The 22,241-nt window shown below is 72.0% G+C and carries 20 protein-coding genes; 12 read left to right on the top strand and 8 right to left on the bottom strand.

Translation table 11 applies throughout. The features are described 5' to 3' along the window. Positions 1 to 61 precede the first annotated feature (61 nt). Entirely contained in the window at positions 62 to 979 is a 918-nt protein-coding gene (locus BX286_RS13910; RefSeq protein WP_121015053.1) for an EamA family transporter, read from the top strand. Positions 980 to 1,003: 24 nt separating this feature from the next. Here the strand turns inward: BX286_RS13910 and BX286_RS13905 are convergent, their stop codons facing one another. After that, on the bottom strand, positions 1,004 to 1,528 hold the full coding sequence (locus BX286_RS13905) for a DUF937 domain-containing protein (protein WP_079427074.1): 525 nt from the start codon (positions 1,526 to 1,528) through the stop codon (positions 1,004 to 1,006). 276 nt (positions 1,529 to 1,804) lie between these two features. Between BX286_RS13905 and BX286_RS13900 the strand changes: the two genes are divergently transcribed. Both BX286_RS13900 and BX286_RS13895 read left to right on the top strand, forming a co-directional pair. Next, the gene (locus BX286_RS13900) at positions 1,805 to 4,051 is read left to right on the top strand and encodes an ATP-dependent RecD-like DNA helicase (protein ID WP_398898499.1); all 2,247 of its coding nucleotides are present in this window, start codon (positions 1,805 to 1,807) and stop codon (positions 4,049 to 4,051) included. Between the two features lie 182 nt (positions 4,052 to 4,233). Then, positions 4,234 to 5,523 carry a citrate synthase gene (locus tag BX286_RS13895; RefSeq protein ID WP_079427070.1) on the top strand — a complete coding sequence of 430 codons (1,290 nt, stop codon included), beginning with the start codon at positions 4,234 to 4,236 and terminating at the stop codon, positions 5,521 to 5,523. Between the two features lie 392 nt (positions 5,524 to 5,915). Here BX286_RS13895 and BX286_RS13890 read toward each other — a convergent pair whose 3' ends face one another. From BX286_RS13890 to BX286_RS13870, 5 genes are all read right to left on the bottom strand, one after another. Then, the gene (locus BX286_RS13890) at positions 5,916 to 8,198 is read right to left on the bottom strand and encodes a cation-translocating P-type ATPase (RefSeq protein WP_121015052.1); all 2,283 of its coding nucleotides are present in this window, start codon (positions 8,196 to 8,198) and stop codon (positions 5,916 to 5,918) included. Positions 8,199 to 8,300: 102 nt separating this feature from the next. Continuing rightward, entirely contained in the window at positions 8,301 to 8,522 is a 222-nt protein-coding gene (locus BX286_RS13885; protein ID WP_079427067.1) for a heavy-metal-associated domain-containing protein, read from the bottom strand. Positions 8,523 to 8,657: 135 nt separating this feature from the next. Beyond that, complete coding sequence (locus BX286_RS13880; RefSeq protein ID WP_079427065.1) at positions 8,658 to 8,858, bottom strand: AlpA family transcriptional regulator; 201 nt, start codon at positions 8,856 to 8,858, stop codon at positions 8,658 to 8,660. 242 nt (positions 8,859 to 9,100) lie between these two features. Further along, positions 9,101 to 10,111, bottom strand: a complete 1,011-nt coding sequence (locus tag BX286_RS13875; protein ID WP_079427063.1) for a Gfo/Idh/MocA family protein — start codon at positions 10,109 to 10,111, stop codon at positions 9,101 to 9,103. Between the two features lie 19 nt (positions 10,112 to 10,130). After that, positions 10,131 to 11,045, bottom strand: a complete 915-nt coding sequence (locus tag BX286_RS13870; protein ID WP_079427061.1) for a sugar phosphate isomerase/epimerase — start codon at positions 11,043 to 11,045, stop codon at positions 10,131 to 10,133. Positions 11,046 to 11,114: 69 nt separating this feature from the next. Between BX286_RS13870 and iolC the strand changes: the two genes are divergently transcribed. From iolC to BX286_RS13815, 9 genes are all read left to right on the top strand, one after another. After that, positions 11,115 to 12,101, top strand: coding sequence for a 5-dehydro-2-deoxygluconokinase (iolC, locus tag BX286_RS13865; protein WP_261340943.1), 987 nt, complete (start codon positions 11,115 to 11,117; stop codon positions 12,099 to 12,101). Further along, positions 12,085 to 12,978 (top strand): 5-deoxy-glucuronate isomerase, encoded by an 894-nt coding sequence (gene iolB / locus BX286_RS13860; RefSeq protein ID WP_398898495.1) that lies wholly within the window; start codon positions 12,085 to 12,087, stop codon positions 12,976 to 12,978. The genes iolC and iolB overlap by 17 nt, the downstream gene beginning before the upstream one ends. Further along, the gene (gene iolD / locus BX286_RS13855) at positions 12,975 to 14,861 is read left to right on the top strand and encodes a 3D-(3,5/4)-trihydroxycyclohexane-1,2-dione acylhydrolase (decyclizing) (RefSeq protein WP_121015051.1); all 1,887 of its coding nucleotides are present in this window, start codon (positions 12,975 to 12,977) and stop codon (positions 14,859 to 14,861) included. The genes iolB and iolD overlap by 4 nt, the downstream gene beginning before the upstream one ends. A gap of 10 nt (positions 14,862 to 14,871) precedes the next feature. Further along, positions 14,872 to 16,371: a CoA-acylating methylmalonate-semialdehyde dehydrogenase gene (locus BX286_RS13850; protein WP_079427055.1), complete on the top strand. Its 1,500-nt coding sequence runs from the start codon at positions 14,872 to 14,874 to the stop codon at positions 16,369 to 16,371. Between the two features lie 360 nt (positions 16,372 to 16,731). Next, on the top strand, positions 16,732 to 17,256 hold the full coding sequence (locus BX286_RS13840) for a DUF6879 family protein (RefSeq protein WP_079427053.1): 525 nt from the start codon (positions 16,732 to 16,734) through the stop codon (positions 17,254 to 17,256). A gap of 19 nt (positions 17,257 to 17,275) precedes the next feature. Beyond that, on the top strand, positions 17,276 to 18,124 hold the full coding sequence (locus tag BX286_RS13835; RefSeq protein ID WP_079427051.1) for a helix-turn-helix transcriptional regulator: 849 nt from the start codon (positions 17,276 to 17,278) through the stop codon (positions 18,122 to 18,124). Between the two features lie 303 nt (positions 18,125 to 18,427). Beyond that, positions 18,428 to 18,643 carry a hypothetical protein gene (locus tag BX286_RS13825; RefSeq protein ID WP_260338064.1) on the top strand — a complete coding sequence of 72 codons (216 nt, stop codon included), beginning with the start codon at positions 18,428 to 18,430 and terminating at the stop codon, positions 18,641 to 18,643. 143 nt (positions 18,644 to 18,786) lie between these two features. Further along, positions 18,787 to 19,227, top strand: coding sequence for a hypothetical protein (locus BX286_RS13820; RefSeq protein WP_261993416.1), 441 nt, complete (start codon positions 18,787 to 18,789; stop codon positions 19,225 to 19,227). 71 nt (positions 19,228 to 19,298) lie between these two features. Beyond that, positions 19,299 to 19,730: a hypothetical protein gene (locus BX286_RS13815; protein WP_079427045.1), complete on the top strand. Its 432-nt coding sequence runs from the start codon at positions 19,299 to 19,301 to the stop codon at positions 19,728 to 19,730. A 92-nt stretch (positions 19,731 to 19,822) separates the two neighbouring features. Here the strand turns inward: BX286_RS13815 and BX286_RS13810 are convergent, their stop codons facing one another. Then, a complete protein-coding gene (locus BX286_RS13810; RefSeq protein WP_121015049.1) occupies positions 19,823 to 20,848 on the bottom strand; it encodes a WxL protein peptidoglycan domain-containing protein in 1,026 nt (341 codons plus the stop codon). Between the two features lie 90 nt (positions 20,849 to 20,938). Next, positions 20,939 to 22,234, bottom strand: a complete 1,296-nt coding sequence (locus BX286_RS13805) for a hypothetical protein (protein WP_261993415.1) — start codon at positions 22,232 to 22,234, stop codon at positions 20,939 to 20,941. Positions 22,235 to 22,241 lie beyond the last annotated feature (7 nt).

The raw sequence follows: 22,241 nt of genomic DNA, 5'->3' as shown, positions 1-22,241 counted from the left end.
CATCCATCCCGGAAGGAATGCGCGCTGGTGCTACATGGTGGGGCGGGCGGATGCTCGGGTCATGCGTCCCGTACACACCGCTCTCGCCGTACTCGTCGCCGCCGTCTGGGGGTTCAACTTCGTCGTCATCCAGATCGGTCTCGGCCACTTCCCTCCGCTGCTGCTGTCCGCGCTGCGCTTCCTCGTCGCCGCGCTGCCCGCCGTGTTCTTCGTGGGGCGGCCCAAGGTCGCCTGGAAGTGGGTCGTGGGGGTGGGCGTGGCCCTGGGCATCGCCAAGTTCGGGCTGCTGTTCACGGGCATGGCCGCCGGGATGCCGGCCGGGCTGTCCTCGCTGGTGCTCCAGATCCAGGCCGTGTTCACCGCCGTCCTCGCCGCCGCCGTGCTGCGCGAGCGGCCCGGGCGGGTGCGGCTGCTGGGCATGGCCGTGGCGCTGGCCGGGATCGCCGTCGCCGCCGTGGACACCGGCCTGTCCGGCCCGGCGACCGGGTTCACGCTGGTCGTGGCGGCCGCCGCCTGCTGGGGCGTGTCCAACGTGCTCACCCGCAAGGCCGCCCCGCCCGACGCGCTGAACTTCATGGTGTGGGTGTGTACCGTCCCCGTGCTGCCGTTGCTGGGGCTGTCGCTGCTGCTGGAGGGGCCCGGCCGGGACCTGGCCGCGCTGCGCTCCCTGGACTGGTCCGGGGTGGCCGTGATCGGTTACGTCGCCTGGGTGTCCACGGTGTTCGGCTTCGGCGCCTGGGGCTACCTGCTGCGCCGCTACCCGGCCTCCGCCGTGGCGCCGTTCTCGCTGCTGGTACCGGTGTTCGGGATGTCCTCGGCCGCGCTGGTGCTGGGGGAGCCGGTCTCGGGGCCGCGCTGGCTGGCGGCGGTGCTGCTGGTCGGCGGCGTGGGGCTGACCTCGCTGGCCCCGGCGCGCGGGAAGCGGCGCGCGGCGGCGGCCGAGGGTGCTTCCGCCCCTGCGGTGGGGGCGGCCCGCTAGTGCGCCACGGGCCGCCGCCGGTCGCTACTTCTTGCCGCCGCCGAGGATCTGGCCCAGCAGGTCGCCGAGGCCGCCGCCCTCCGCGGGGGCGGCGCCCGGGGCGGGCGCTCCGGCGGTCGGCGCGCCGGCGCCCTTGTTCGCGGCGGCGCGCTTGGCGAAGACGGCCAGCAGGACGGGGATGAGCAGCTCGATGACCCGGGAGACGGTCGTGGCGGGGACACCCGTCTTCTTCGACACCGCCTCGGCGACCGGCCTGCTCACCTTGCTCAGCACCCCGGCCATCATCCCGCCGCCCAGCAGGCCGCCGAGGCCGCCGCCGAGGGTGGCCACGCCCTGGAGGGGCGGCTGGACCACCTCGGCGAACGCCTGGCGGACCTCGTCGTCCCCGCCTTCGGCCTTCTCCTGGAGGCCGCCGGTCATCGCTCCGACGGTGTGCGCGACGGTCTCGCGGGCGCCGGTGGTGTCGGTGCCGAGCAGACCGGCGATCTCCTGGAGTCCGTCGTCGCCGAGTTCGTGGATCACGTCGTCCTGGATGGAAGATTCGCTCATGCCTGGAACGCTACGTGTGAGGGGATTTATCGGCATCTCAGAGCGACCCGGAAGGCACCGTCTGCAACGGAAAGGTAAAGCTGTGATTCCGCATGCAACCCTTCGGGCCGGGCGCGGGTCGTATGGTGCGTCGGGACTTCCGGGAGGGGATCCGGGGGGAGCGGGAAGTCCGACGAGGGAGGGGTAACCGTGAGGGGGTCCGGCCGTGAGGCCGGACCCCCTTTCGTTCGTCCACAGGCCGGGCCGGCTGTCGGCGCGGGACGGTAGCTTCGTGCCATGCAGAACAACGGGGTGGTGCAACTGGCGGTGGTCGAGGGGGTGCTGGAGCGCATCACCTACGCCAACGAGGAGAGCGGCTACACGGTCGCCCGGGTGGACACGGGCCGGGGCGCGGGCGACCTGCTGACCGTCGTCGGCTCGCTGCTGGGCGCGCAGCCCGGCGAGTCCCTGCGGATGGAGGGCCGCTGGGGCTCGCACCCGCAGTACGGCAGACAGTTCAGCGTCGAGAACTACTCGACGATCCTGCCCGCCACCATCCAGGGCATCCGGCGCTACCTGGGCTCCGGCCTGATCAAAGGCATCGGGCCGCGGATCGCCGACCGGATCGTGGAGCACTTCGGGCTGGACACCCTCGACGTCATCGAGGCGGAGCCGAAGCGGCTGATCGAGGTGCCGGGCCTGGGCCCCAAGCGGACGAAGCTGATCGGAGCCGCCTGGGAGGAGCAGAAGGCCATCAAGGAGGTCATGGTCTTCCTCCAGGGCGTCGGGGTCTCCACCTCCATCGCCGTGCGCATCTACAAGAAGTACGGGGACGCCTCCATCTCGGTGGTGAAGAACCACCCCTACCGGCTCGCCGCCGACGTCTGGGGCATCGGCTTCCTGACCGCCGACCGCATCGCCCAGGCCGTCGGCATCCCGCACGACAGCCCCGAGCGGGTCAAGGCCGGCCTCCAGTACGCGCTGTCCCAGTCCGCCGACCAGGGCCACTGCTTCCTCCCCCAGGAACGGCTCATCTCCGACGGGGTGAAGCTGCTCCAGGTGGACACGGGGCTGGTCATCGAGTGCCTGGCCGAGCTCGCCGCCGATCCGGAAGGGGTGGTCCGGGAGGCCGTGCCCGATCCCCAGGGCGGCCCCGACCCCCTCACCGCCGTGTACCTCGTCCCCTTCCACCGGGCCGAACTCTCGCTGGCGGGCCAGGTCCGCCGGCTGCTGAGCGCCGAGGAGGACCGGATGCCCGGCTTCCAGGACGTGGACTGGGAGAAGGCCCTGGGCTGGCTCGCCGGGCGGACCGGAGCCGCCCTCGCCCCCGAGCAGCGGGACGCGGTGCGGCTGGCGCTGACCCGCCGGGTCGCCGTCCTCACCGGCGGGCCGGGCTGCGGGAAGTCCTTCACCGTGCGCTCCATCGTGGAGCTGGCCCGGGCCAAGAAGGCCAAGGTGGTCCTCGCCGCCCCCACGGGCCGGGCGGCGAAGCGGCTGTCCGAGCTCACGGGGACCGAGGCCTCCACCGTGCACCGGCTGCTCGAACTCAAACCCGGCGGGGACGCCGCGTACGATCGGGACCGGCCGCTGGACGCGGACCTGGTCGTGGTCGACGAGGCCTCGATGCTGGACCTGCTGCTCGCCAACAAGCTGGTCAAGGCGGTGGCCCCGGGGGCGCACCTGCTGCTGGTCGGCGACGTGGACCAGCTGCCCTCGGTCGGTGCGGGAGAGGTGCTGCGGGACCTCCTCGCCGAGGGCGGGCCGGTGCCCGCCGTCCGGCTCACCCGGATCTTCCGGCAGGCCCAGCAGTCGGGCGTGGTCACCAACGCCCACCGCATCAACACGGGGGCGGCGCCCATCACCGACGGCCTGCCGGACTTCTTCCTCTTCCCGGAGGAGGACACCGAGGCGGCCGGGGTCCTCGCGGTGGACGTCGCGGCCCGCCGGATCCCCGCCCGGTTCGGGCTCGACCCGCGCCGCGACGTCCAGGTGCTGGCGCCCATGCACCGCGGCCCGGCCGGTGCGGGCCACCTCAACGGGCTGCTCCAGCAGGCCATCACCCCGGCCCGGCCGAACCTGCCCGAGAAGCGGTTCGGCGGCCGGGTTTTCCGGGTTGGTGACAAAGTCACCCAAATCAGGAACAACTATGAGAAGGGTGCCAATGGCGTCTTCAACGGCACCGTCGGTGTGGTCACCGCTATCGACCTGGACGAGCAGCGCTTGACGGTCCGTACGGAGGAGGACGAGGAGGTGGGCTACGAGTTCGCCGAGCTGGACGAGCTGGCGCACGCCTACGCCGTCACCATCCACCGCTCCCAGGGGAGTGAATATCCGGCGGTCGTGATCCCGGTCACGACCGGGGCTTGGATGATGCTCCAGCGGAACCTGCTCTACACGGCCGTGACCAGGGCGAAGAAACTCGTCGTCCTCGTCGGGTCCCGCAAGGCCCTCGGGCAGGCGGTCCGTACGGTTTCCGCAGGCAGGAGGTTCACGGCGGTCGCCGCCAGGCTCGCCGGACGTATACCGGTGGGAAACATCACCTAGATGATCGATCATTTGGGTTCCCACAGGCCCCGCGGGCAGGGCAGGATGAGCAGGTTGACGGCACTCAGTGCCGTCAAAAAGACCAAAGGCCGACCCCGAGTGCACTCTCCTGCGCCAAATGGGGGAAGGTAGAGGCAGTCAGGGCACCTCGAAGAAGAGGCACTACGTCGGTGAGGGATGACGTGAGCGACAACTCTGTAGTACTCCGGTACGCGGACGGCGAATACACCTACCCGGTGATCGAGAGCACCGTCGGTGACCAGGGCTTCGACATCGCGAAGCTGAGGGCCCAGACCGGGCTCGTCACTCTGGACAGCGGCTACGGCAACACCGCCGCCTACAAGTCCGCGATTACCTATCTCGACGGTGAGCAGGGCATCCTGCGCTACCGCGGTTACCCGATCGAGCAGCTGGCGGAGCGCTCGACCTTCATCGAGGTCGCCTACCTTCTGATCAACGGTGAGCTGCCGACCGTCGACCAGCTCGCGTCGTTCCGCAACGAGATCACCCAGCACACCCTGCTGCACGAGGACGTCAAGCGGTTCTACGACGGCTTCCCGCGCGACGCCCACCCGATGGCCATGCTGTCCTCGGTCGTCAGCGCGCTGTCCACCTTCTACCAGGACAGCCACAACCCCTTCGACGAGAAGCAGCGCCACCTCTCGACGATCCGCCTGCTGGCCAAGCTCCCGACGATCGCGGCCTACGCGTACAAGAAGTCGGTCGGCCACCCGGTGGTCTACCCGCGTAACGACCTCGGTTACGTCGAGAACTTCCTGCGCATGACCTTCTCCGTGCCGGCCCAGGAGTACGAGCTCGACCCGGTCGTGGTCTCCGCGCTCGACAAGCTCCTGATCCTGCACGCGGACCACGAGCAGAACTGCTCGACCTCCACCGTGCGCCTGGTCGGCTCCTCGCAGGCGAACATGTTCGCCTCGATCTCCGCCGGCATCTCGGCCCTGTGGGGTCCGCTGCACGGCGGCGCCAACCAGTCCGTCCTGGAGATGCTGGAAGGCATCAAGAAGGACGGCGGCGACGTCGACGCCTTCATCCGCAAGGTGAAGAACAAGGAGGACGGCGTCCGCCTGATGGGCTTCGGGCACCGCGTCTACAAGAGCTTCGACCCCCGGGCGAAGATCATCAAGGCCGCGGCGCACGACGTCCTCTCGGCGCTCGGCAAGAGCGACGAGCTGCTGGACATCGCGCTCAAGCTGGAGGAGCACGCGCTCGCCGACGAGTACTTCGTCTCGCGCAACCTCTACCCGAACGTGGACTTCTACACCGGTCTGATCTACCGGGCCATGGGCTTCCCGACCGAGATGTTCACCGTGCTGTTCGCCCTCGGCCGCCTGCCCGGCTGGATCGCCCAGTGGCACGAGATGATCAAGGAGCCCGGCTCCCGCATCGGCCGCCCGCGCCAGATCTACACCGGCGAGGTCCTGCGCGACTTCGTCCCGGTCGAGGCCCGCTGAACCTGAGCCCCCAGGGCCCGAGTACGCGAAAAGCGCCCCGCCGTCGATCCCCCCACGGGTCGACGGACGGGGCGCTTCCCTTTCCCCGGCAGCGGATTCCCCCCACGGGACCCGCGCCGGGGCGTCGGTGTGTTGCCGGGACCCGTTCGGGTCGGGAGGGCCGCTCAAAGCTTCCCGAGGGCACGCGTCCCGGCCGGCGAATGCCGCGGACGTCCCCCAAGACCTCCGTGAAACATCCCCCAAGATGTTTCTGGCATCGCCCCATTAGACCCGGGACGACCCCGGATGGTTACGTTGCCATCACTGTGATCTGCGTCTCCAGTGAAGGATGTGTGGAGGCCGAGGGGAGGAGATCCTTCCGGAGGTCCTCCCAGAGGTCTTTCCGCGGGCTCCTAGCGGAACGAGCGCAGCCGCAGGCTGTTGGTCACCACGAAGACCGAGGAGAAGGCCATCGCGGCCCCCGCGATCATCGGGTTGAGCAGGCCCGCCGCCGCCAGCGGCAGCGCCGCCACGTTGTAGCCGAAGGCCCAGAACAGGTTGCCCTTGATGGTGGCCAGCGTCCGGCGCGAGAGCCGGATGGCGTCGGCCGCCACCCGCAGGTCGCCCCGTACCAGGGTCAGGTCGCCGGCCTCGATGGCGGCGTCGGTGCCGGTGCCCATGGCCAGGCCCAGGTCGGCCCGGGCGAGGGCGGCGGCGTCGTTGACGCCGTCGCCGACCATGGCGACGGTGCGGCCCTCGGCCTGGAGCCGGCGCACCACGTCCACCTTGTCCTGCGGCATGACCTCGGCGATCACCTCGTCGATGCCCACCTCGCGGGCCACCGTCTCGGCCACCGCCCGGTTGTCCCCGGTCAGCAGGACCGGGGTCAGGCCGAGCGCCCGCAGCCGGGCCACGGCCTCGGCGCTGGTCGGCTTCACGGCGTCGGCGACGGTCAGCAGCCCGCGGGCCCCGCCGTCCCAGGCGACCAGCACCGCGGTGCTGCCGCGGGCCTCGGCGGCCGCCGCCGCCCCGGCGAGGCCGGCGGGCAGGGCGATGCCCCGTTCGGCCAGCAGCCGTTCGCGCCCCACCAGGACGGAGCGGCCCTCGACCACGCCCCGGACGCCCAGCCCGGCCAGGTTCTCGAAGGACTCGGGGACCGGCAGAGCGCCCGCCGCGCCGGCCGCCTCGGCGGCCGCGGCGGCGACGGCCCGGGCGATGGGGTGCTCGGAGGCGTGTTCCAGGGCTCCGGCGAGCCGCAACAGCTCCTTCTCGTCCACCCCGTCCGCGGGGTGCACCCCGCAGAGGGCCATCCGCCCCGTGGTCACCGTGCCGGTCTTGTCGAGGACGACGGTGTCGACCCTGCGGGTGGACTCCAGCACCTCCGGGCCCTTGATCAGGATGCCGAGCTGGGCGCCCCGGCCGGTGCCGACCATCAGGGCGGTCGGGGTGGCCAGGCCCAGGGCGCAGGGGCAGGCGATGATCAGGACGGCCACGGCGGCGGTGAAGGCGGCGGTGGCGTCGTCGGTGATCAGCAGCCAGGCCACCCAGGTGCCGAGCGCGAGGAGCAGCACGACGGGCACGAAGACCCCGGAGATCCGGTCGGCGAGCCGCTGCACCTCGGCCTTGCCGTTCTGCGCCTCCTCCACCATGGCGGCCATCCGGGCGAGCTGGGTGTCGGCCCCGACCCGGGTGGCCTCCACGACGAGCCGGCCGGAGGCGTTGACGGTGGCGCCGGTGACGGGATCCCCGGCGGTGACGTCCACCGGCAGGGACTCGCCGGTCAGCATCGAGGCGTCCACGGCGGAGGATCCCTCGACCACCCTGCCGTCCGTGGCGATCTTCTCCCCGGGCCGCACGACGAACCGGTCGCCGGTGACGAGGGAGTCCACCGGGATCCGGACCTCCCGGCCGCCCCGCAGCACGGTCACGTCCTTGGCGCCCAGCTCCAGCATGGCCCGCAGGGCCGCGCCCGCCTTCCGCTTGGAACGGGCCTCCAGGTAGCGGCCGAGCAGGATGAAGGTGACGACGCCCGCCGCGACCTCCAGGTAGAGCGCCGAGGAGCCGTCGGCGCGGCCGGCGGTCAGGTCGAAGCCGTGCCGCATGCCGGTCATGCCGGCGTGCCCGAAGAACAGGGCCCACAGGGACCAGGCGTAGGCGGCCAGCGTGCCGACCGACACCAGGGTGTCCATGGTCGCGGCGCCGTGGCGGGCGTTGGCCCAGGCGGCCCGGTGGAAGGGCAGGGCGCCCCAGACCGCGACGGGGGAGGCCAGCGTCAGGCAGAGCCACTGCCAGTTGTCGAACTGCAGGGCGGGCACCATCGAGAGCAGGACGACGGGCAGGGCCAGGGCGGCGGACACGAGCAGCCGCTGCCGCAGCGCGTCGAGCACGGGATCGGAGCCCGCCTCCGGCCCGGGCCCGTGTCCCTGCGGCCCCGACTCCTCGCGGGCGGGCTCCGGCGGCGGGGGTTCCTCGGCCGTGTACCCGGTCCTGACCACCGTCTGGATCAGGTCGGCCACCCGCACGCCCCCGCCGTAGGAGACGCGCGCCTTCTCGGTGGCGTAGTTCACCGTGGCGCTGACGCCGTCCATCCGGTTCAGCTTCTTCTCGATGCGGGCCGCGCAGGAGGCGCAGGTCATTCCGCCGATGGTCAGTTCGACCTCGGCTATGGGCCCCTCGTGCACTGTGCTGCTGCTCATGTCCCGCTCCGGGGGAAGGGCCGGGGCCGCACGGTCCGGTCGGACGCCGGCGGGTGCGGCCCGGCGGGGTACTGCGGAAGGAAGGGGGCTGAGGGCGGGGCCTCAGACCTGGCCGGCGAGCTCGTAACCGGCCTCGTCCACGGCGGCGCGCACGTCGGCCTCGGCGAGCGGGGCGGCGGACACCACGGTGACCTCACCGGTGGCGGCGACGGCCTTGACGGAGGTGACGCCCGGCAGGGCGGTCAGCTCGGCGGTCACGGCGCCCTCGCAGTGCCCGCAGGTCATCCCGGCGACCTTGTACACGGTTTCCGTCACGGCGGTCATGTCGTTCTCCTATCAGGGGGTGTCTCTCTCTATCAGAGAGTATACCCCTAGGGGGTATTGACTCATCATCCGGCACCTCTCCAGTGTGTGCCGGACGGGTGGCGTTGTGACGGCGGACGGATGCCGCCGGTGGCATCACTCCTCGCGCCGTCCCCGGCTGCCGGGGCGGCGGGCCACCCAGGCCCGGATCGTGTCGGCGTACCAGTACGGCTTGCCGCCCTCCACGTGGTCGGGGGTGGGGAGCAGGCCGTGCTTCCGGTAGGAGCGCACGGTGTCGGGCTGCACCCGGATATGGGCGGCGATCTCCTTGTAGGACCACAGCTGCCGGTCGCTCATCGACGACACCTCCTCGTCCACGCCCCGGGGCCGGCCGGGAGGCCGTCGGGGGAGCCGGCGCGCGGACACTGACGATCACTCGCTTTGTGCCCGGAGAACGACGCCCGGTGAGGGCGGGGGAGGGGCTGTGGGCCGGCTGTGACGGAAAACCCGCGTAATCCGGATATGTGTGACACGGGCGCGACTCCTGTGACCGACGCGGCACAGGAGTCACCCGGTGAATCCGGGGCGCCGGCCGTGGCTCAGCGGTAGAGCTCCGGCCGCTCCACCAGCCGCACCTCGGTCCGTACGCCGCTGCGCGCGGCAGCCAGCCCCGCCTCCGAGACGGCCGCGGCCGCGTACCCGTCCCAGGCGTCCGGGCCGTCCACCCGCCCCCGCGCCGCCGCGGCCACCCACCGCCGCACCTGGCGGTCGTAGGCGTCGGCGAACCGGACGGTGTAGTCCTGGGCGATCTCCCCGCCCCACCGGCCGCCCGACTGGACCACCATCGCGTGGCCGTCGCCGATGGACGCGCTGCCGGACTCCCCGACCGCCTCGCACCGCACCTGGTAGCCGAACCCGCAGTTGACGAAGATCTCCACGTCCACGATCGCCCCGCCCGAGGTCTCCAGCAGCACCAGGCGCGGGTCGCGCAGCCCCTCGGGCGCGGCCGAGGACGGCCCCGGCGACAGCACGGTCACGGCCGTGACCTCCTGGCCCAGCAGCCAGCGGGCCGCGTCCACCTCGTGCACCACGGAGTCGCTGATCAGCATGTCGCTGGTGAAGGAAGACGGGGAGGAGGCGTTGCGGTGCCGGCAGTGCAGGAAGATCGGCCGCCCGATCCCGCCCGCGTCCAGAAGCTCCTTGAGCCGCTCGTACTCGGCGTCGAACCGCCGCATGAACCCCACCTGCACCAGCCGCCGGCCCAGGCGCCGCTCCGCCTCCAGCACCCGCAGCGCCCCCTGCGGATCCGGGGTCAGCGGCTTCTCGCAGAGCACCGGCAACTCCCGCTCCAGGGCGTGCAGAATCGCTTCCTCGTGGGCGGGTCCGGGCGAGGCGATCAGCACGGCGTCCACCCCGGGGGCCGCGATCGCCGCCGCCGGATCCGTGAACGCCGCCGCGCCCCCCGCCCGTGCCGCGACCGCCTTGACCCGTTCCCCGTCCGGATCGGCGACGGCCACCACCCGCGCCCCGCCGACCGTGTCGCCGATCCGCCGGACGTGGTCGGAGCCCATCCTCCCGGTGCCAATGACGGCGATGCCGAGCGTGTCCATCGTTCCTCTTCCTCCAGGGTCAGCGGGCGCCGCAGGAGCGCAGGTAGGCGCGGGTGCGCCGGGCGATCGGCAGCGGGCGGTCCGGCGGGCACGGGTACATGTCCTGCTCCACGATCGCGAAGAGCTCCACCCCGAGCCGCTGCGCCGCCGCCAGCACGGGCTCCAGCGCGGGCACCCCCGACGGCGGCTCGCACATCACCCCGCGCTCCACCGCCGGCCCGAACGGGACCCCGTCCGCCACCACTTCGGCCAGGATGCGGGGGTCCACCTGCTTGAGGTGGAGGTAGCCGATCCGCTCGCCGAAGGCCTCGATCGCCTGGACGCTGTCCCCGCCGCAGTACGCGTAGTGCCCGGTGTCCAGGCACAGGGACACCAGCTCCGGATCGGTCGCGTCCAGGAACCGCGCCACGTTCTCCGGGGTGTCCACATGGGTGTCCGCATGCGGGTGGACCACGATCCGCAGCCCGTACCGCTCCCGCACCTCCCGGCCCAGGCGCTCGGTCTGGGAGGTCAGTTCACGCCATTGAGCAGGCGTCAGCACCGGATCCTCCAGCATCCCGCCGGTCTTGTCGTCGCGCCAGAACGAGGGGATCACCACGAGGTGCTGCGCGCCCATGTCCCGGGTGAGCGCGGCGATCCGCGACACGTGCGCCCAGGTCTCCTCCCAGACGGCGCGGCCGTGATGGAGTCCGGTGAAGACCGTGCCGGCGGACACCCGCAGGCCCCGCCTGGCGGTCTCCTCGGCGAGCCGGGCCGGATCGGTGGGCAGGTAGCCGTAGGGGCCCAGCTCGATCCACTCGTACCCGGCGTCGGACACCTCGTCGAGGAACCGGTCCCAGGGAACCTGGAGGGGGTCCTCCGGGAACCAGACACCCCAGGAGTCCGGAGCCGAACCGACACGGATACGGGTCAACGCGGGCGGGGAGGAGGTCATGACGGCCACCTTAGGGTGCGAGGTCCGAGGCGAAAGGGAGGACGAGTGCGAGTGGGAGGAGTACCCGACGTGACCACGGGGGACGCAGGGGGCGGGACCGGGGACGGGCCCGCGTACGACCTCATCACGATGGGGCGGATCGGGGTGGATCTCTACCCCCTGAAGACCGGCGTACCGCTCGCCGAGGCCGACACCTTCGGCAAGTTCCTCGGCGGCTCCCCGGCGAACGTCGCCGTCGCCGCCGCCCGCCTCGGGCGGCGCACGGCCATGATCAGCCGGACCGGCGCGGACCCCTTCGGGGCGTACCTGCGCGGCGAACTGCGGCAGTTCGGGGTCGACGACCGGTGGGTGGGCGAGGTGGCGCACTACCCGACGCCGATCACCTTCTGCGAGGTCTTCCCGCCGGACCGCTTCCCGCTGTACTTCTACCGGCTCCCGAAGGCGCCCGACCTGGAGATCGAGCCGGACGAGATCGACCTGGAAGCGGTGCGCGACGCACGGGTGTTCTGGATGACCGGCACGGGACTGAGCGCCGAGCCGAGCCGCGCCGCGACCCTTGCCGCGCTGGAGGCCCGCTCGAAGTCCGGGACGACCGTCTTCGACCTCGACTGGAGGCCGATGCTGTGGCACGACGGCCCGCCGCGGCCCTGGTACGAGCGGGCGCTCGCGCTGGCGACGGTGGCCGTCGGGAACGCGGAGGAGTGCGAGGTCGCCACCGGCGAGAGCGAGCCGTACGCGGCCGCGCGGGCGCTGCTCGCGGCGGGGGTGGAGCTGGCGGTGGTCAAACGGGGCCCGGAGGGGGTGCTGGCCGTCCACCGCGACGGGACGGCGGTGGAGGTGGCGCCGGTGCCGGTGACGGTGGTCAACGGGCTGGGCGCCGGCGACGCGTTCGGCGGGGCCCTGTGCCACGGGCTGCTGGCGGGCTGGGAGCTGGAGCGGGTGCTGCGGTACGCGAACGCGGCGGGGGCGATCGTGGCCTCGCGGCTGGCGTGTTCGACGGCGATGCCGTTTCCGCACGAGGTGGAGGAGGTGCTGGACCGTGCCGGTGCTGTCTGAGACGGGGATGGAGTTCACGCGGCTGGTGGTGCTGGAGCTGGTGCCGGGGGAGGTGTACGCGCACGCCTGCGGCGACGCCGAGTGGATCGTCCTCCCGCTGAGCGGCGCCTGCGAGGTCCGCTGCCCGGCCGGGCCGGGGGCGGAGCCTGCGGTCTCGGGAAGGGGCGGGGTGGGGGAAGGCCCCGCAGGGAGCTTCCGGCTGCGCGGGCGCGCCTCGGTGTTCGACGGGCCGACCGACTTCGTCTACCTGCCCCGGGACGGGCACGCCGACATCGCCACCGCCGGAGGCGGCCGGTTCGCGCTCGTCGGTGCGCGGTGCGAGCGGCGGCTGAGCCCCCGGTACGGCCCCGCCGATGCCGTACCCGTCGAGCTCCGGGGCGCCGGCCAGTGCTCCCGCCAGGTGCACAACTTCGCCGCCGCCGGCGCCTTCGACTGCGACCGGCTCATCGCCGTCGAGGTGCTCACCCCCGGCGGCAACTGGTCCTCGTACCCGCCCCACAAGCACGACGAGCACCACCCGGGCGAGGAATCCCGCCTGGAGGAGATCTACTTCTACGAGATCGCCCCGCACGACGGCACCCCCGGCGTCGGCTACCAGCGCGTGACGCCCTCGCCCGCCGGGAAGACCGACGTGCTCGCCGAGGTCCGCTCGGGTGACGTGGTCCTCGTCCCCGACGGCTGGCACGGCCCGTCCATCGCGGCGCCCGGCCACGACATGTACTACCTGAACGTGATGGCCGGCCCGGACACGACGCGGGAGTGGCTGATCCGCGACCATCCCGACCACGCGTGGATTCGCGGGGCGTGGACGGGGCAGGAGGTCGATCCCCGGCTTCCGCTGAACCGGCCCGCACCCCGCCCCGAGGAGACCCCGTGACCGCGCCGCGCAGCGTCCGGCTGACCACCGCCCAGGCGCTCGTGCGCTTCCTGAGCCGCCAGTACACCGAGCGCGACGGCCGCCGCCGGCGGCTGATCGCCGCCACCTGGGGGATCTTCGGGCACGGCAACGTCGCCGGTGTCGGCCAGGCCCTGCTGGAGAGCGGGCCGGCGGCGATGCCCTTCCTCCAGGGGCGCAACGAACAGGCCATGGTGCACGCCGCCGTCGGCTACGCCCGCCAGTGCGGCCGGCTGTCGGCGCACGCCGTGACCACCTCCATCGGACCCGGCGCCACCAACCTCGTCACCGGAGCCGCCCTCGCCACCGTCAACCGGATCCCCGTGCTCCTGCTGCCCGGGGACACCTTCGCCACCCGGCCCGCCGACCCGGTGCTCCAGCAGCTGGAGGTCCCCTACGCGGGCGACCTCTCCGTCAACGACACCCTGCGGCCGGTCTCCCGGTACTTCGACCGGATCACCCGCCCCGAGGCCCTGGTCCCCGCCGCCCTCCAGGCGATGCGGGTACTCACCGACCCCGTGCAGACCGGAGCCGTCACCCTCGCGCTGCCGCAGGACGTCCAGGCGGAGGCGTACGACTGGCCCGAGGAGTTCTTCGCCGAGCGGGTGTGGCACGTGCGCCGCCCCCGGCCCGACACCGGCGAGCTGCGGGCCGCCGCCGAGGCGGTACGGGCGGCCCGGCGGCCCCTGCTGATCGCCGGCGGCGGCATCCGGCACAGCGGGGCCGAGGAGGCGCTGCGGGCCTTCGCCGAGGCCACCGGCATCCCCGTCGCCGCCACCCAGGCCGGCAAGGGGGCCCTGCGCCACGACCACCCGGCCGAGGTGGGCGCCGTCGGCCACACCGGCACCGCCACCGCCGACGACCTGGCGCGCGCCGCCGACCTGGTCATCGCGGCCGGGACCCGGCTGACGGACTTCACCACCGCCTCCTCCACCCTCTTCCAGGACCCGGGCGTCCGTTTCCTCGGCCTCAACCCCGACCCGTACGACGCCCACAAGCTGGCCGCCCTCCCGCTGGTCGCGGACGCCCGCGAGGGCCTGGACGCCCTGCGGGCGGAGCTGACCGGACACCGCGTGGACCCGGCGTACGAGAGGACGTACCGGCAGGCGAAGGGTTACTGGGAGGCCCTGGTCGACCAGGCCTTCCACGCCCCCGACGAGGACGCCGTCCCCACCCAGGCGCAGGTGCTCGGCGCCCTGGACGCCGTCGTGGACGACACCGACGTGATCGTCAACGCGGCCGGCTCGCTCCCCGGCGACCTGCACCGGCTCTGGCGGGCCCGTTCCGCGTACCAGTACCACGTGGAGTACGGATACTCCTGCATGGGCTACGAGATCCCGGGCGCCCTCGGGGTGGCCCTGGCGGCCCCGGACCGGCCGGTGTGGGCGCTCGTCGGGGACGGCTCGTACCTGATGAACCCGACCGAGCTCGTCACCGCCGTCCAGGAGGGCGTCCCGCTCAAGGTGGTCGTCCTCGACAACCACGGCTACGCCTCGATCGGCGGGCTCTCGGGCGCGGTCGGCGGCGAGGGCTTCGGCACGGCCTACCGCTTCCGGGGGCCGGACGGCGGATACACCGGAGACCCCCTTCCGGTGGACCTCGCGGCCAACGCCGCCTCCCTCGGGATGGCCGTGATCCGCACCCACACCATCGGTGACCTGCGAAAAGCCCTGGCCGAGGCGCGCGGGTCGGACCGTCCCACATGTGTCTACGCACAGACCCGAACACCCGACACTGTGTCGGGCCCACCCCCGGCACAGGCGTGGTGGGATGTTCCCGTGGCCGAGACCGCGACCCGTGCGTCGGCGGCCCAGGCCCGCGAAGAGTACGACCGGCAAGCCGCGCAGCGACGTCGCCATCTGTGAAGGAGCAAGCATGAAGACCGTCAACCACTGGATCGGTGGCAAGACCGTCGAGGGCGCGTCGGGCAACTACGGCCCGGTCACCGACCCGGCCACCGGCGAGGTCACCACGCAGGTCGCCCTCGCCTCGGCCGCCGAGGTCGACGCGGCGGTACAGGTCGCCAAGGAGGCCTTCCTGTCCTGGGGCCAGTCCTCGCTGGCCGCCCGCACCAAGGTGCTGTTCGCCTACCGCGCCCTGCTGGACGCCAACCGCGACGCGATCGCCGAGCTGATCGTCGCCGAGCACGGCAAGGTGCACTCCGACGCGCTGGGCGAGGTCGCGCGCGGCCTGGAGATCGTGGAGCTGGCCTGCGGGATCACCACGCAGCTCAAGGGCGAGCTGTCCACGTCCGTCTCCAACCGCGTGGACGTGGCCGCCATCCGCCAGCCGCTGGGCGTGGTCGCGGGCATCACCCCGTTCAACTTCCCGGCCATGGTGCCGATGTGGATGTTCCCGCTGGCCGTCGCCTGCGGCAACACCTTCATCCTCAAGCCGAGCGAGAAGGACCCGTCGGCCGCCAACAAGCTGGCCGAGCTGGCCACCGAGGCCGGTCTCCCGGCGGGCGTGCTGAACGTCGTCCACGGTGACAAGGTCGCCGTCGACGCCCTGCTCTCGCACCCGGACATCGCCGCCGTCTCCTTCGTCGGCTCCACGCCCATCGCCCGCCACATCCACACCACCGCCTCCGCCAACGGCAAGCGCGTCCAGGCCCTGGGCGGCGCCAAGAACCACATGCTGGTGCTGCCGGACGCCGACCTCGACGCCGCCGCCGACGCGGCCGTCTCCGCCGCCTACGGCTCCGCCGGCGAGCGCTGCATGGCCATCTCGGCGGTCGTCGCCGTCGGCGCCATCGGCGACACCCTCGTGGAGAAGATCCGCGAGCGCGCCGAGAAGATCAAGATCGGCCCCGGCACCGACCCGGCGTCGGAGATGGGCCCGCTGATCACCGCCGCCCACCGCGACAAGGTCGCCTCCTACGTCAAGGGCGCCGCCGACCAGGGCGCGGAGGTCGTCCTCGACGGCACCGGCTACACGGTCGAGGGCCACGAGAACGGCCACTGGATCGGCCTGTCGCTCCTCGACCGCGTCAAGACCGACTCCGACGCCTACCGCGACGAGATCTTCGGCCCGGTGCTGTGCGTGCTGCGCGCCGAGACCTACGAGGAGGGCGTGGCCCTCATCAACGCCTCGCCGTTCGGCAACGGCACCGCGATCTTCACCCGGGACGGCGGCGCGGCACGCCGCTTCCAGCTGGAGATCCAGGCGGGCATGGTCGGCGTCAACGTGCCGATCCCGGTGCCGGTGGGCTACCACTCCTTCGGCGGCTGGAAGGACTCGCTCTTCGGCGACCACCACATCTACGGCAACGACGGCGTCCACTTCTACACGCGCGGCAAGGTCGTCACCACCCGCTGGCCCGACCCGGCCGAGGACCCCTCGGGCGTCGACCTGGGCTTCCCCCGCAACCACTGACCCACCCGCCCCACCGCCCCCGTACCGCAGCGACCCCCGGCCCACCCTCACCGGCCGGGGGTTCCTGCCGTTCCGGCCCCCTTGACCGGGCCCATCCCCCAGAGTGAGCTGTGCAACCAGGCGCAACGCGCTCGACAAGGAGGGACACCATGGCCTTACGGTTCGTTGGTAAAGATCCAGAGTCCGGCGATCACGGATGTCCGGCCGTGTGGGTGGACGACGACCGACGCATCCTCGTCCAGGGGGCACGGGCGGACACAGCCATGCTCAGCCAGACCTCGGCTGACTCGCCCCAGGCTGACGGCGAAGCCTTGATCATCCTTGAACCCAGGATGATCCCGCTCCTCAAGGAGGCCATCCGTGTCGCAGAGTCTGACTGACTTCTCCGACCTCATCAGGTCGGTACAGGAGTCGGCCGTTCATCTGGAGATGCGCGATGGGTACGGCGTAGACAACGAGATCGAAGGCTTCGCAGCGTGGAAGCGGGGCCACCGGCTCAACCCGGACTACCGCGCTTCCTGGTGGCGGCCGTGGCTCGACCTCGTGCAGGAGGTCACGGCCAAGGGTGTGCTGATCCGTAGGGCCCGGATCATCTCTGAGCCGGTCAGTGACTACATCGCGTACGAGCACTCGTTCACGTTCACCAACATCGCCGCCGGGGAGCAGATCCGTTGGCTCCCGCGTCGCCAGGCATCCGACCTGCTGTTGCCCGGCAACGACTACTGGCTTTTCGACGGGCGGCTAGTCCAGTTCAACGTCTTCGACGGCCTCGGCCGGTGGGTCCACACGGATCAGACCGAGGACCCTGCCATTGCGGCACAGTGCACGGCAGCGTTCGAAGCAGTGTGGGAGCGCGCCATCCCGCACGAGAAGTACACCGTGTGATCCCTGGTCCGGTCAGCTCATGCCCACGTCTCCGTTCTCCAGTGCCCAGGCCGCGCGCAAGGCCGTCGCCGTCCGCCTCCAGGGGCTGATGAAAGATGCTGGGCTTTCGGGGCATGAGTTGGCCGTCCGGTGCGGTTGGCACCGCGCGAAGTCGTCCCGCATCGCGAGGGGCATCACGCCGCCCTCGGACGCGGACATCCGCGCATGGTGCGCGGCCTGCGGAGCCGAAGATCAGGCTGCGGACATAATCGCCGCGTCCCGGAACGCCGAGTCGATGTACGTCGAGTGGAAGCAGATCCACCGCGACGGGATGCGCCGCGTCCACGAGAGGACCGTGCCGCTCTACCAGCGGACCCGCTCCTTTCGCGTCTACGCGTCGAACGTCGTGCCGGGGATGCTCCAGACCGCCGGATACGCCACAGGGCTCTTGAAGGGCATCACGCGATTCCAGGGCACCCCCGACGACGTGGCCGACGCCGTACAAGCCCGACTCAACCGCTCCCGGGTGATCAGAGAAGGGGACCACCGCTTCGCGCTGCTCCTCGAAGAGACAGTTCTCTACTACCTGGTGTGTGGGCCCGAAGCGATGGCGGAGCAGCTGGAAGCGCTTCTGGCCGTGATGAGCCGGCCGAACGTGTCCCTCGGGATCATCCCCAAGACGGCGCGTCGGACCGTGTGGCCCTTGGAAGCCTTCTACGCCTTCGATGATCAACAGGTGGCCGTCGAGACGCTGACGGCAGAGATCAACCTGACCACGCCCGGCGAGATCAAGACCTACCTACGGGCCTTCTCCGACCTGGCCAAGACAGCGGTCCACGGCGCCCCAGCCCGAGCCCTCATCAGGGAAGCGGTAACCGCACTCGGGTGAAGCCGTGCAACAGCGTGCAACAACGTGGCCCGGTAACCAGCCCGCTCCCTACGGTCAATTCATCGACCTCGGAAGCAACTGGGAGGGGCACAGCGTGACGATGGCGGAACGCAAGAGGTGGCAGGAAGACCCGGTCACGCTCCCGTTGCGGATGGAGCCCCGCCCGAGCCCGGTAGCCGGGTGTCCCGAGTGCGCGCGTCTGGATAGGCTCCGCAGGGCCGCGGGGATGGAGCAGGACGCCACCACCGTGGCCGACTGCAACATCCTCCTGCGGATGCACGACACCGGGCACGGCTGATGGAGATGCAGACCTGGCGAGAGGCCCGCGACCGGGCCACAGACGCCACCGAGTCCATACGGGCAGCCTTGGCCGCACTCGGCCTCTCCGAGTCCGTGTGGTGCAGCGTGCGGCCCTCTGTGACGCACACCGGCAGGGCCTACGTGGACCTCGGCAGGCTCCCCGCCGACGTGGTCGAGCAGATCGCCGAAGCGCTCCGGCACCCCGTCGCTTCCCACTGACTCCCGCCCCTGCGGGGGCGGGCCCCCAACCGCGCAAGCGAGGGGAGGTGAAGCAATGACCGACCCCGGCGACAAGCCCGGAGAAGGCGGAGGCCAGTTCCCGCCTCCGCCCGCAGCCTGAACCAACCTGATTGGAGGCACCAATGACGACCCTGCTCGAATCCCCCGTCGCCTTACGGCGCGGCCGGGACCTCGTCAGTCCCGAGCTGTTCGAGAAGGTCTCCGAGTTCTGCGCCGAGGAGTACGGACACGAGGTGTCCATGGCCCGTCGGATCGTGGACCAGGCCCTTGCCTTCCTCAAGGTCATGGGCGACACCCGCCAGTTCGACATGACCCCGTCGGACGTGGTGGACCCCGGCTGGCACTCGTTCGTCCTTCACACGCAGGCGTACGCCGCCTGGTGTGACGAACAGTTCGGGTTCTTCCTCGGCCACGAGCCCAAGGCCACCGTCCGCACCCGTCCCCTGATCGGCTCCGTCGTGGAACGCGTCCGGGCCGCCGGGTTCTTCGTGGACGACCGGCTGTGGGGTGCCGCGAAGGAGTGCAACCCGCCGGCCTGCTGCGGTGACGGTGACGGCTGCTGACCCACCCGTGAACGGAGCGGTCCGGGCGTGGCTAAGGCGCCCGGACCGTCACAGACCCAAGGGTTCCATCAATGAGCAGCAATGACGAGGGCCTCACCGCAACCGGCAGGGTCACCGTGTTCACCATGTTCGGGGTGGTCTTCGGGTACGCCACCCACCACCTTGACGCGCGGCAGATCGGAGACGTGGCCGTCGTCGGGCCGCTGACGCCCGGGGTCGAGTGGCCGCGCCTGTGGCAGATGGCCCGAACCTGCGGCAAACCGACCGCCAAGGACGCCGAGCTTGCGGAGTGGATCCTGACACAGGCCACCCGAGCGTTCGTCTGTGGCAGTGACCGCATCGCCCAGTTCGACCGGCAGGGGTGGAAGCTGGAACCGGGTGGGAAGCGCGTCAGCTTCGACGCGACATACGCCAACCGCGATTACCTCTGGACCGGGAACATGACCGTGGAAGGCCTCACACCGGAGCAGGTGGTCGATCAGCCCACCATCTATCACGCCTAGATCGTCGTTGCGCGACAGGCGGTCCTGGGTCGAGACACCGAGACAGGCCCCCCGGCCAACCCTCACCGGCCGGGGGTTCCGGCCGTCCGCGGTCAGCGTGCCGCCGCCAGGTCCGGGGCGGGGGCCGGGCCGGGGAGGGCGGTCCGGCGGCGCCGGCGCAGCACCAGGAGGGCGATGCCGGTCCCGGCCGACAGGAGGAGCGCGCCCGCCGCGGGCCAGGGCACGGCCAGGAAGTCCGTACCGGCCTCGGAGCGCACGTCCGGGTAGGCGGCGGCGCTCGCCGTGACCTTGACGGCCACCCGGTCCAACTGGGGGGAGTCCGGCCAGGGTTCCGTCAAGGTGATCCGCTGGCCGGGCAGCAGGGCCGGCTGGGGTCCGCGGGCGGCCCGGTCCAGCAGCCGGCGCCCGAACAGGCCGCGCGCGGACACCGCCACCTTCGGCTCGACCACCACGTTGCCCCGGTTGACCAGGGTGTAGGTGATGGTGGCGCGGGCGTCCTTCGTCCAGGGCAGCAGCGGGGCCCCGCGGCGGACCCTGACGTCCTCCACGCTCAGGGCCGGGGTCAGCGGGCCGGGCACCCTCAGGTAGAGCCGGGCGCCCACCTGGCGACGCACCCCGACCTGGACCTTGCCCTCCTTCGTGATCCCCTCGACGGCCGTGTTCAGCGCGACGATCCCGCCCACGTGGTCGCCCGGGGAGGCGTCCTGGGGGACCTTGACGGTGAAGGGGATGTCCTTGCGGCCCTTGGGCGGGACGGTGACGGTGCCCGCCGTCTCGGGCGGCAGCGCGATCCACGTCCCGACGTCCTTGGGCCGGGTCTCGGCGGGGAGCAGGGCGAAGGCCCCGCCCGAGGGGGTGTTCACGGCGTCGGTGGCGAAGACCCGGAAGGTGAGCTCCTTGTCGGAGGAGTTCAGGAGCGTCACGCTGTCGCTGACCGAGGCCCCGGCGGCGCCCTGGTGGAAGAAGTACGCCCGGTCGGTCATCGCCGCCCCGGCCGGGGGCGTCGGGAACACGCCCCAGGTGCCGTTGTCCGCGGCCGCGGCGGGGACGGCGGGGAGCAGCAGCAGCGCGCACAGGCCGGACAGGAGGGTGCGCAGGACGGTCGGGCGCAGGCGCATGGGCGGTCTTCTCCAGGGTCGCGGCGGGAAAGCGGGAGGGTGGTGCGGCGCCGGGGCGCCGCACCACCGGGGTCGGGCCGGGCGGGACGGTCAGGCGATCGAGAAGGTCACGACCGACCGGTAGGTGTCGGCGAACATGAACGGCGGCAGCTGGAGCATCGCCGCGCCGCCCACGGCGAACTCGCCGCCGGTCAGCTCGTCACCGCCGGCCGCCTGCGAGGCGACCTTCATCGGGGTCTCCGTGATCGCGCCCGGCGCGCCCGCGGAGCAGGTGCTGGGGCTGTCGGGGTTGGTCACCGTGCAGGACGGCTGGATGCCGAGCTGCGCCTTGGCCATGGCATGGCCCGTCGTCTCGTTCAGGAACGGTGTACGGGTCGCCGTCACGTCCCAGCCGAGGGTGCCGCCGCGGAAGTCCTGGACGGTCGCGGCGTTGAACGCGCCGAACACCGACTGGGCCTTGCCGTTGATGGTCACCGAGCCGAAGCTGACGGCGGGCTGGCCGTCCTTCGGGCCGAGGGCCAGCGGCCCGGGCAGCACCTCGACGTCCACCGGGTTCTTGACGCCGGCCTGCTCCTCGACGAACACGAAGGGCTTGGCCGGCGGGACCGAGCCGTCGATCTTGATGGCGTCGGCCTTCTTCGTGACGGTGATGTTGCAGGTGGCGGCGCCGGAGGCGTCGGCGGTGCCGGTGCCGGTGTCACCGGTGGCGGCGCCCGCGAGGAGGGCGGAGCAGGTGACCGGGCCGGCCGGGAAGTTGGCGCCGGTGGCGACGACGGCCGTACCCGCCTTGCCGCTGTTGGGCGTCAGCCTGGTGGTGACCGGGTCCTTGGGGAGGGCTTCGACGGCGATCGAGCCGACGGAGCCGCTGGGGCGCGGGTCGGGGGTGCAGGTGGTGGTGTAGACCGTGCCGCCGAGGTCGGCGTCGGTGACCACCTGGTCGATGGTGATCTGGACGGTGGTGCCCTCGCTGCCGTCCGGGATCTTGACCGTGCCGGAGAAGGCGGGCGGGTCGGACTTCTTGTTCGCTTCCTGGTGGCTGGGGACGGCCGGGCTGGTGACCGTCTGGGCGACCCCGCCGACGAGCAGCTTCGCCTTGATGGTGTTCACCGTGTCGATGGTGAACATCGGGATGACGGGGGTCTCGCCCGGGTCGATGGTGATCGGTACGGTCTCGCCCGCCTTGGCGGTGTCCGGCACCGTGATCGTGTAGTCCTGGCTGCCGTTCGCGCCCGGCTGCGGGGCGGGGGCGACGCACTTCACGGGGACGGGAGTGGTCTTGGTCGCGGCCTGCGCCGGCCCGGTCAGGGCCACGACGCTGCCCGTCAGGGCCAGGGACAGGGCGCCCGCCCCGGCCAGCACTCTTCGTTTGAGCGTTCTCGAACTCACTGGGTCG

The sequence above is a fragment of the Streptomyces sp. 3211.6 genome (assembly GCF_003634815.1).
Taxonomy (GTDB): domain Bacteria; phylum Actinomycetota; class Actinomycetes; order Streptomycetales; family Streptomycetaceae; genus Streptomyces; species Streptomyces katrae_A.
The sequence above is the reverse complement of the archived record's forward strand: the minus strand, read 5'-3'. Positions and strand labels throughout refer to the sequence as shown.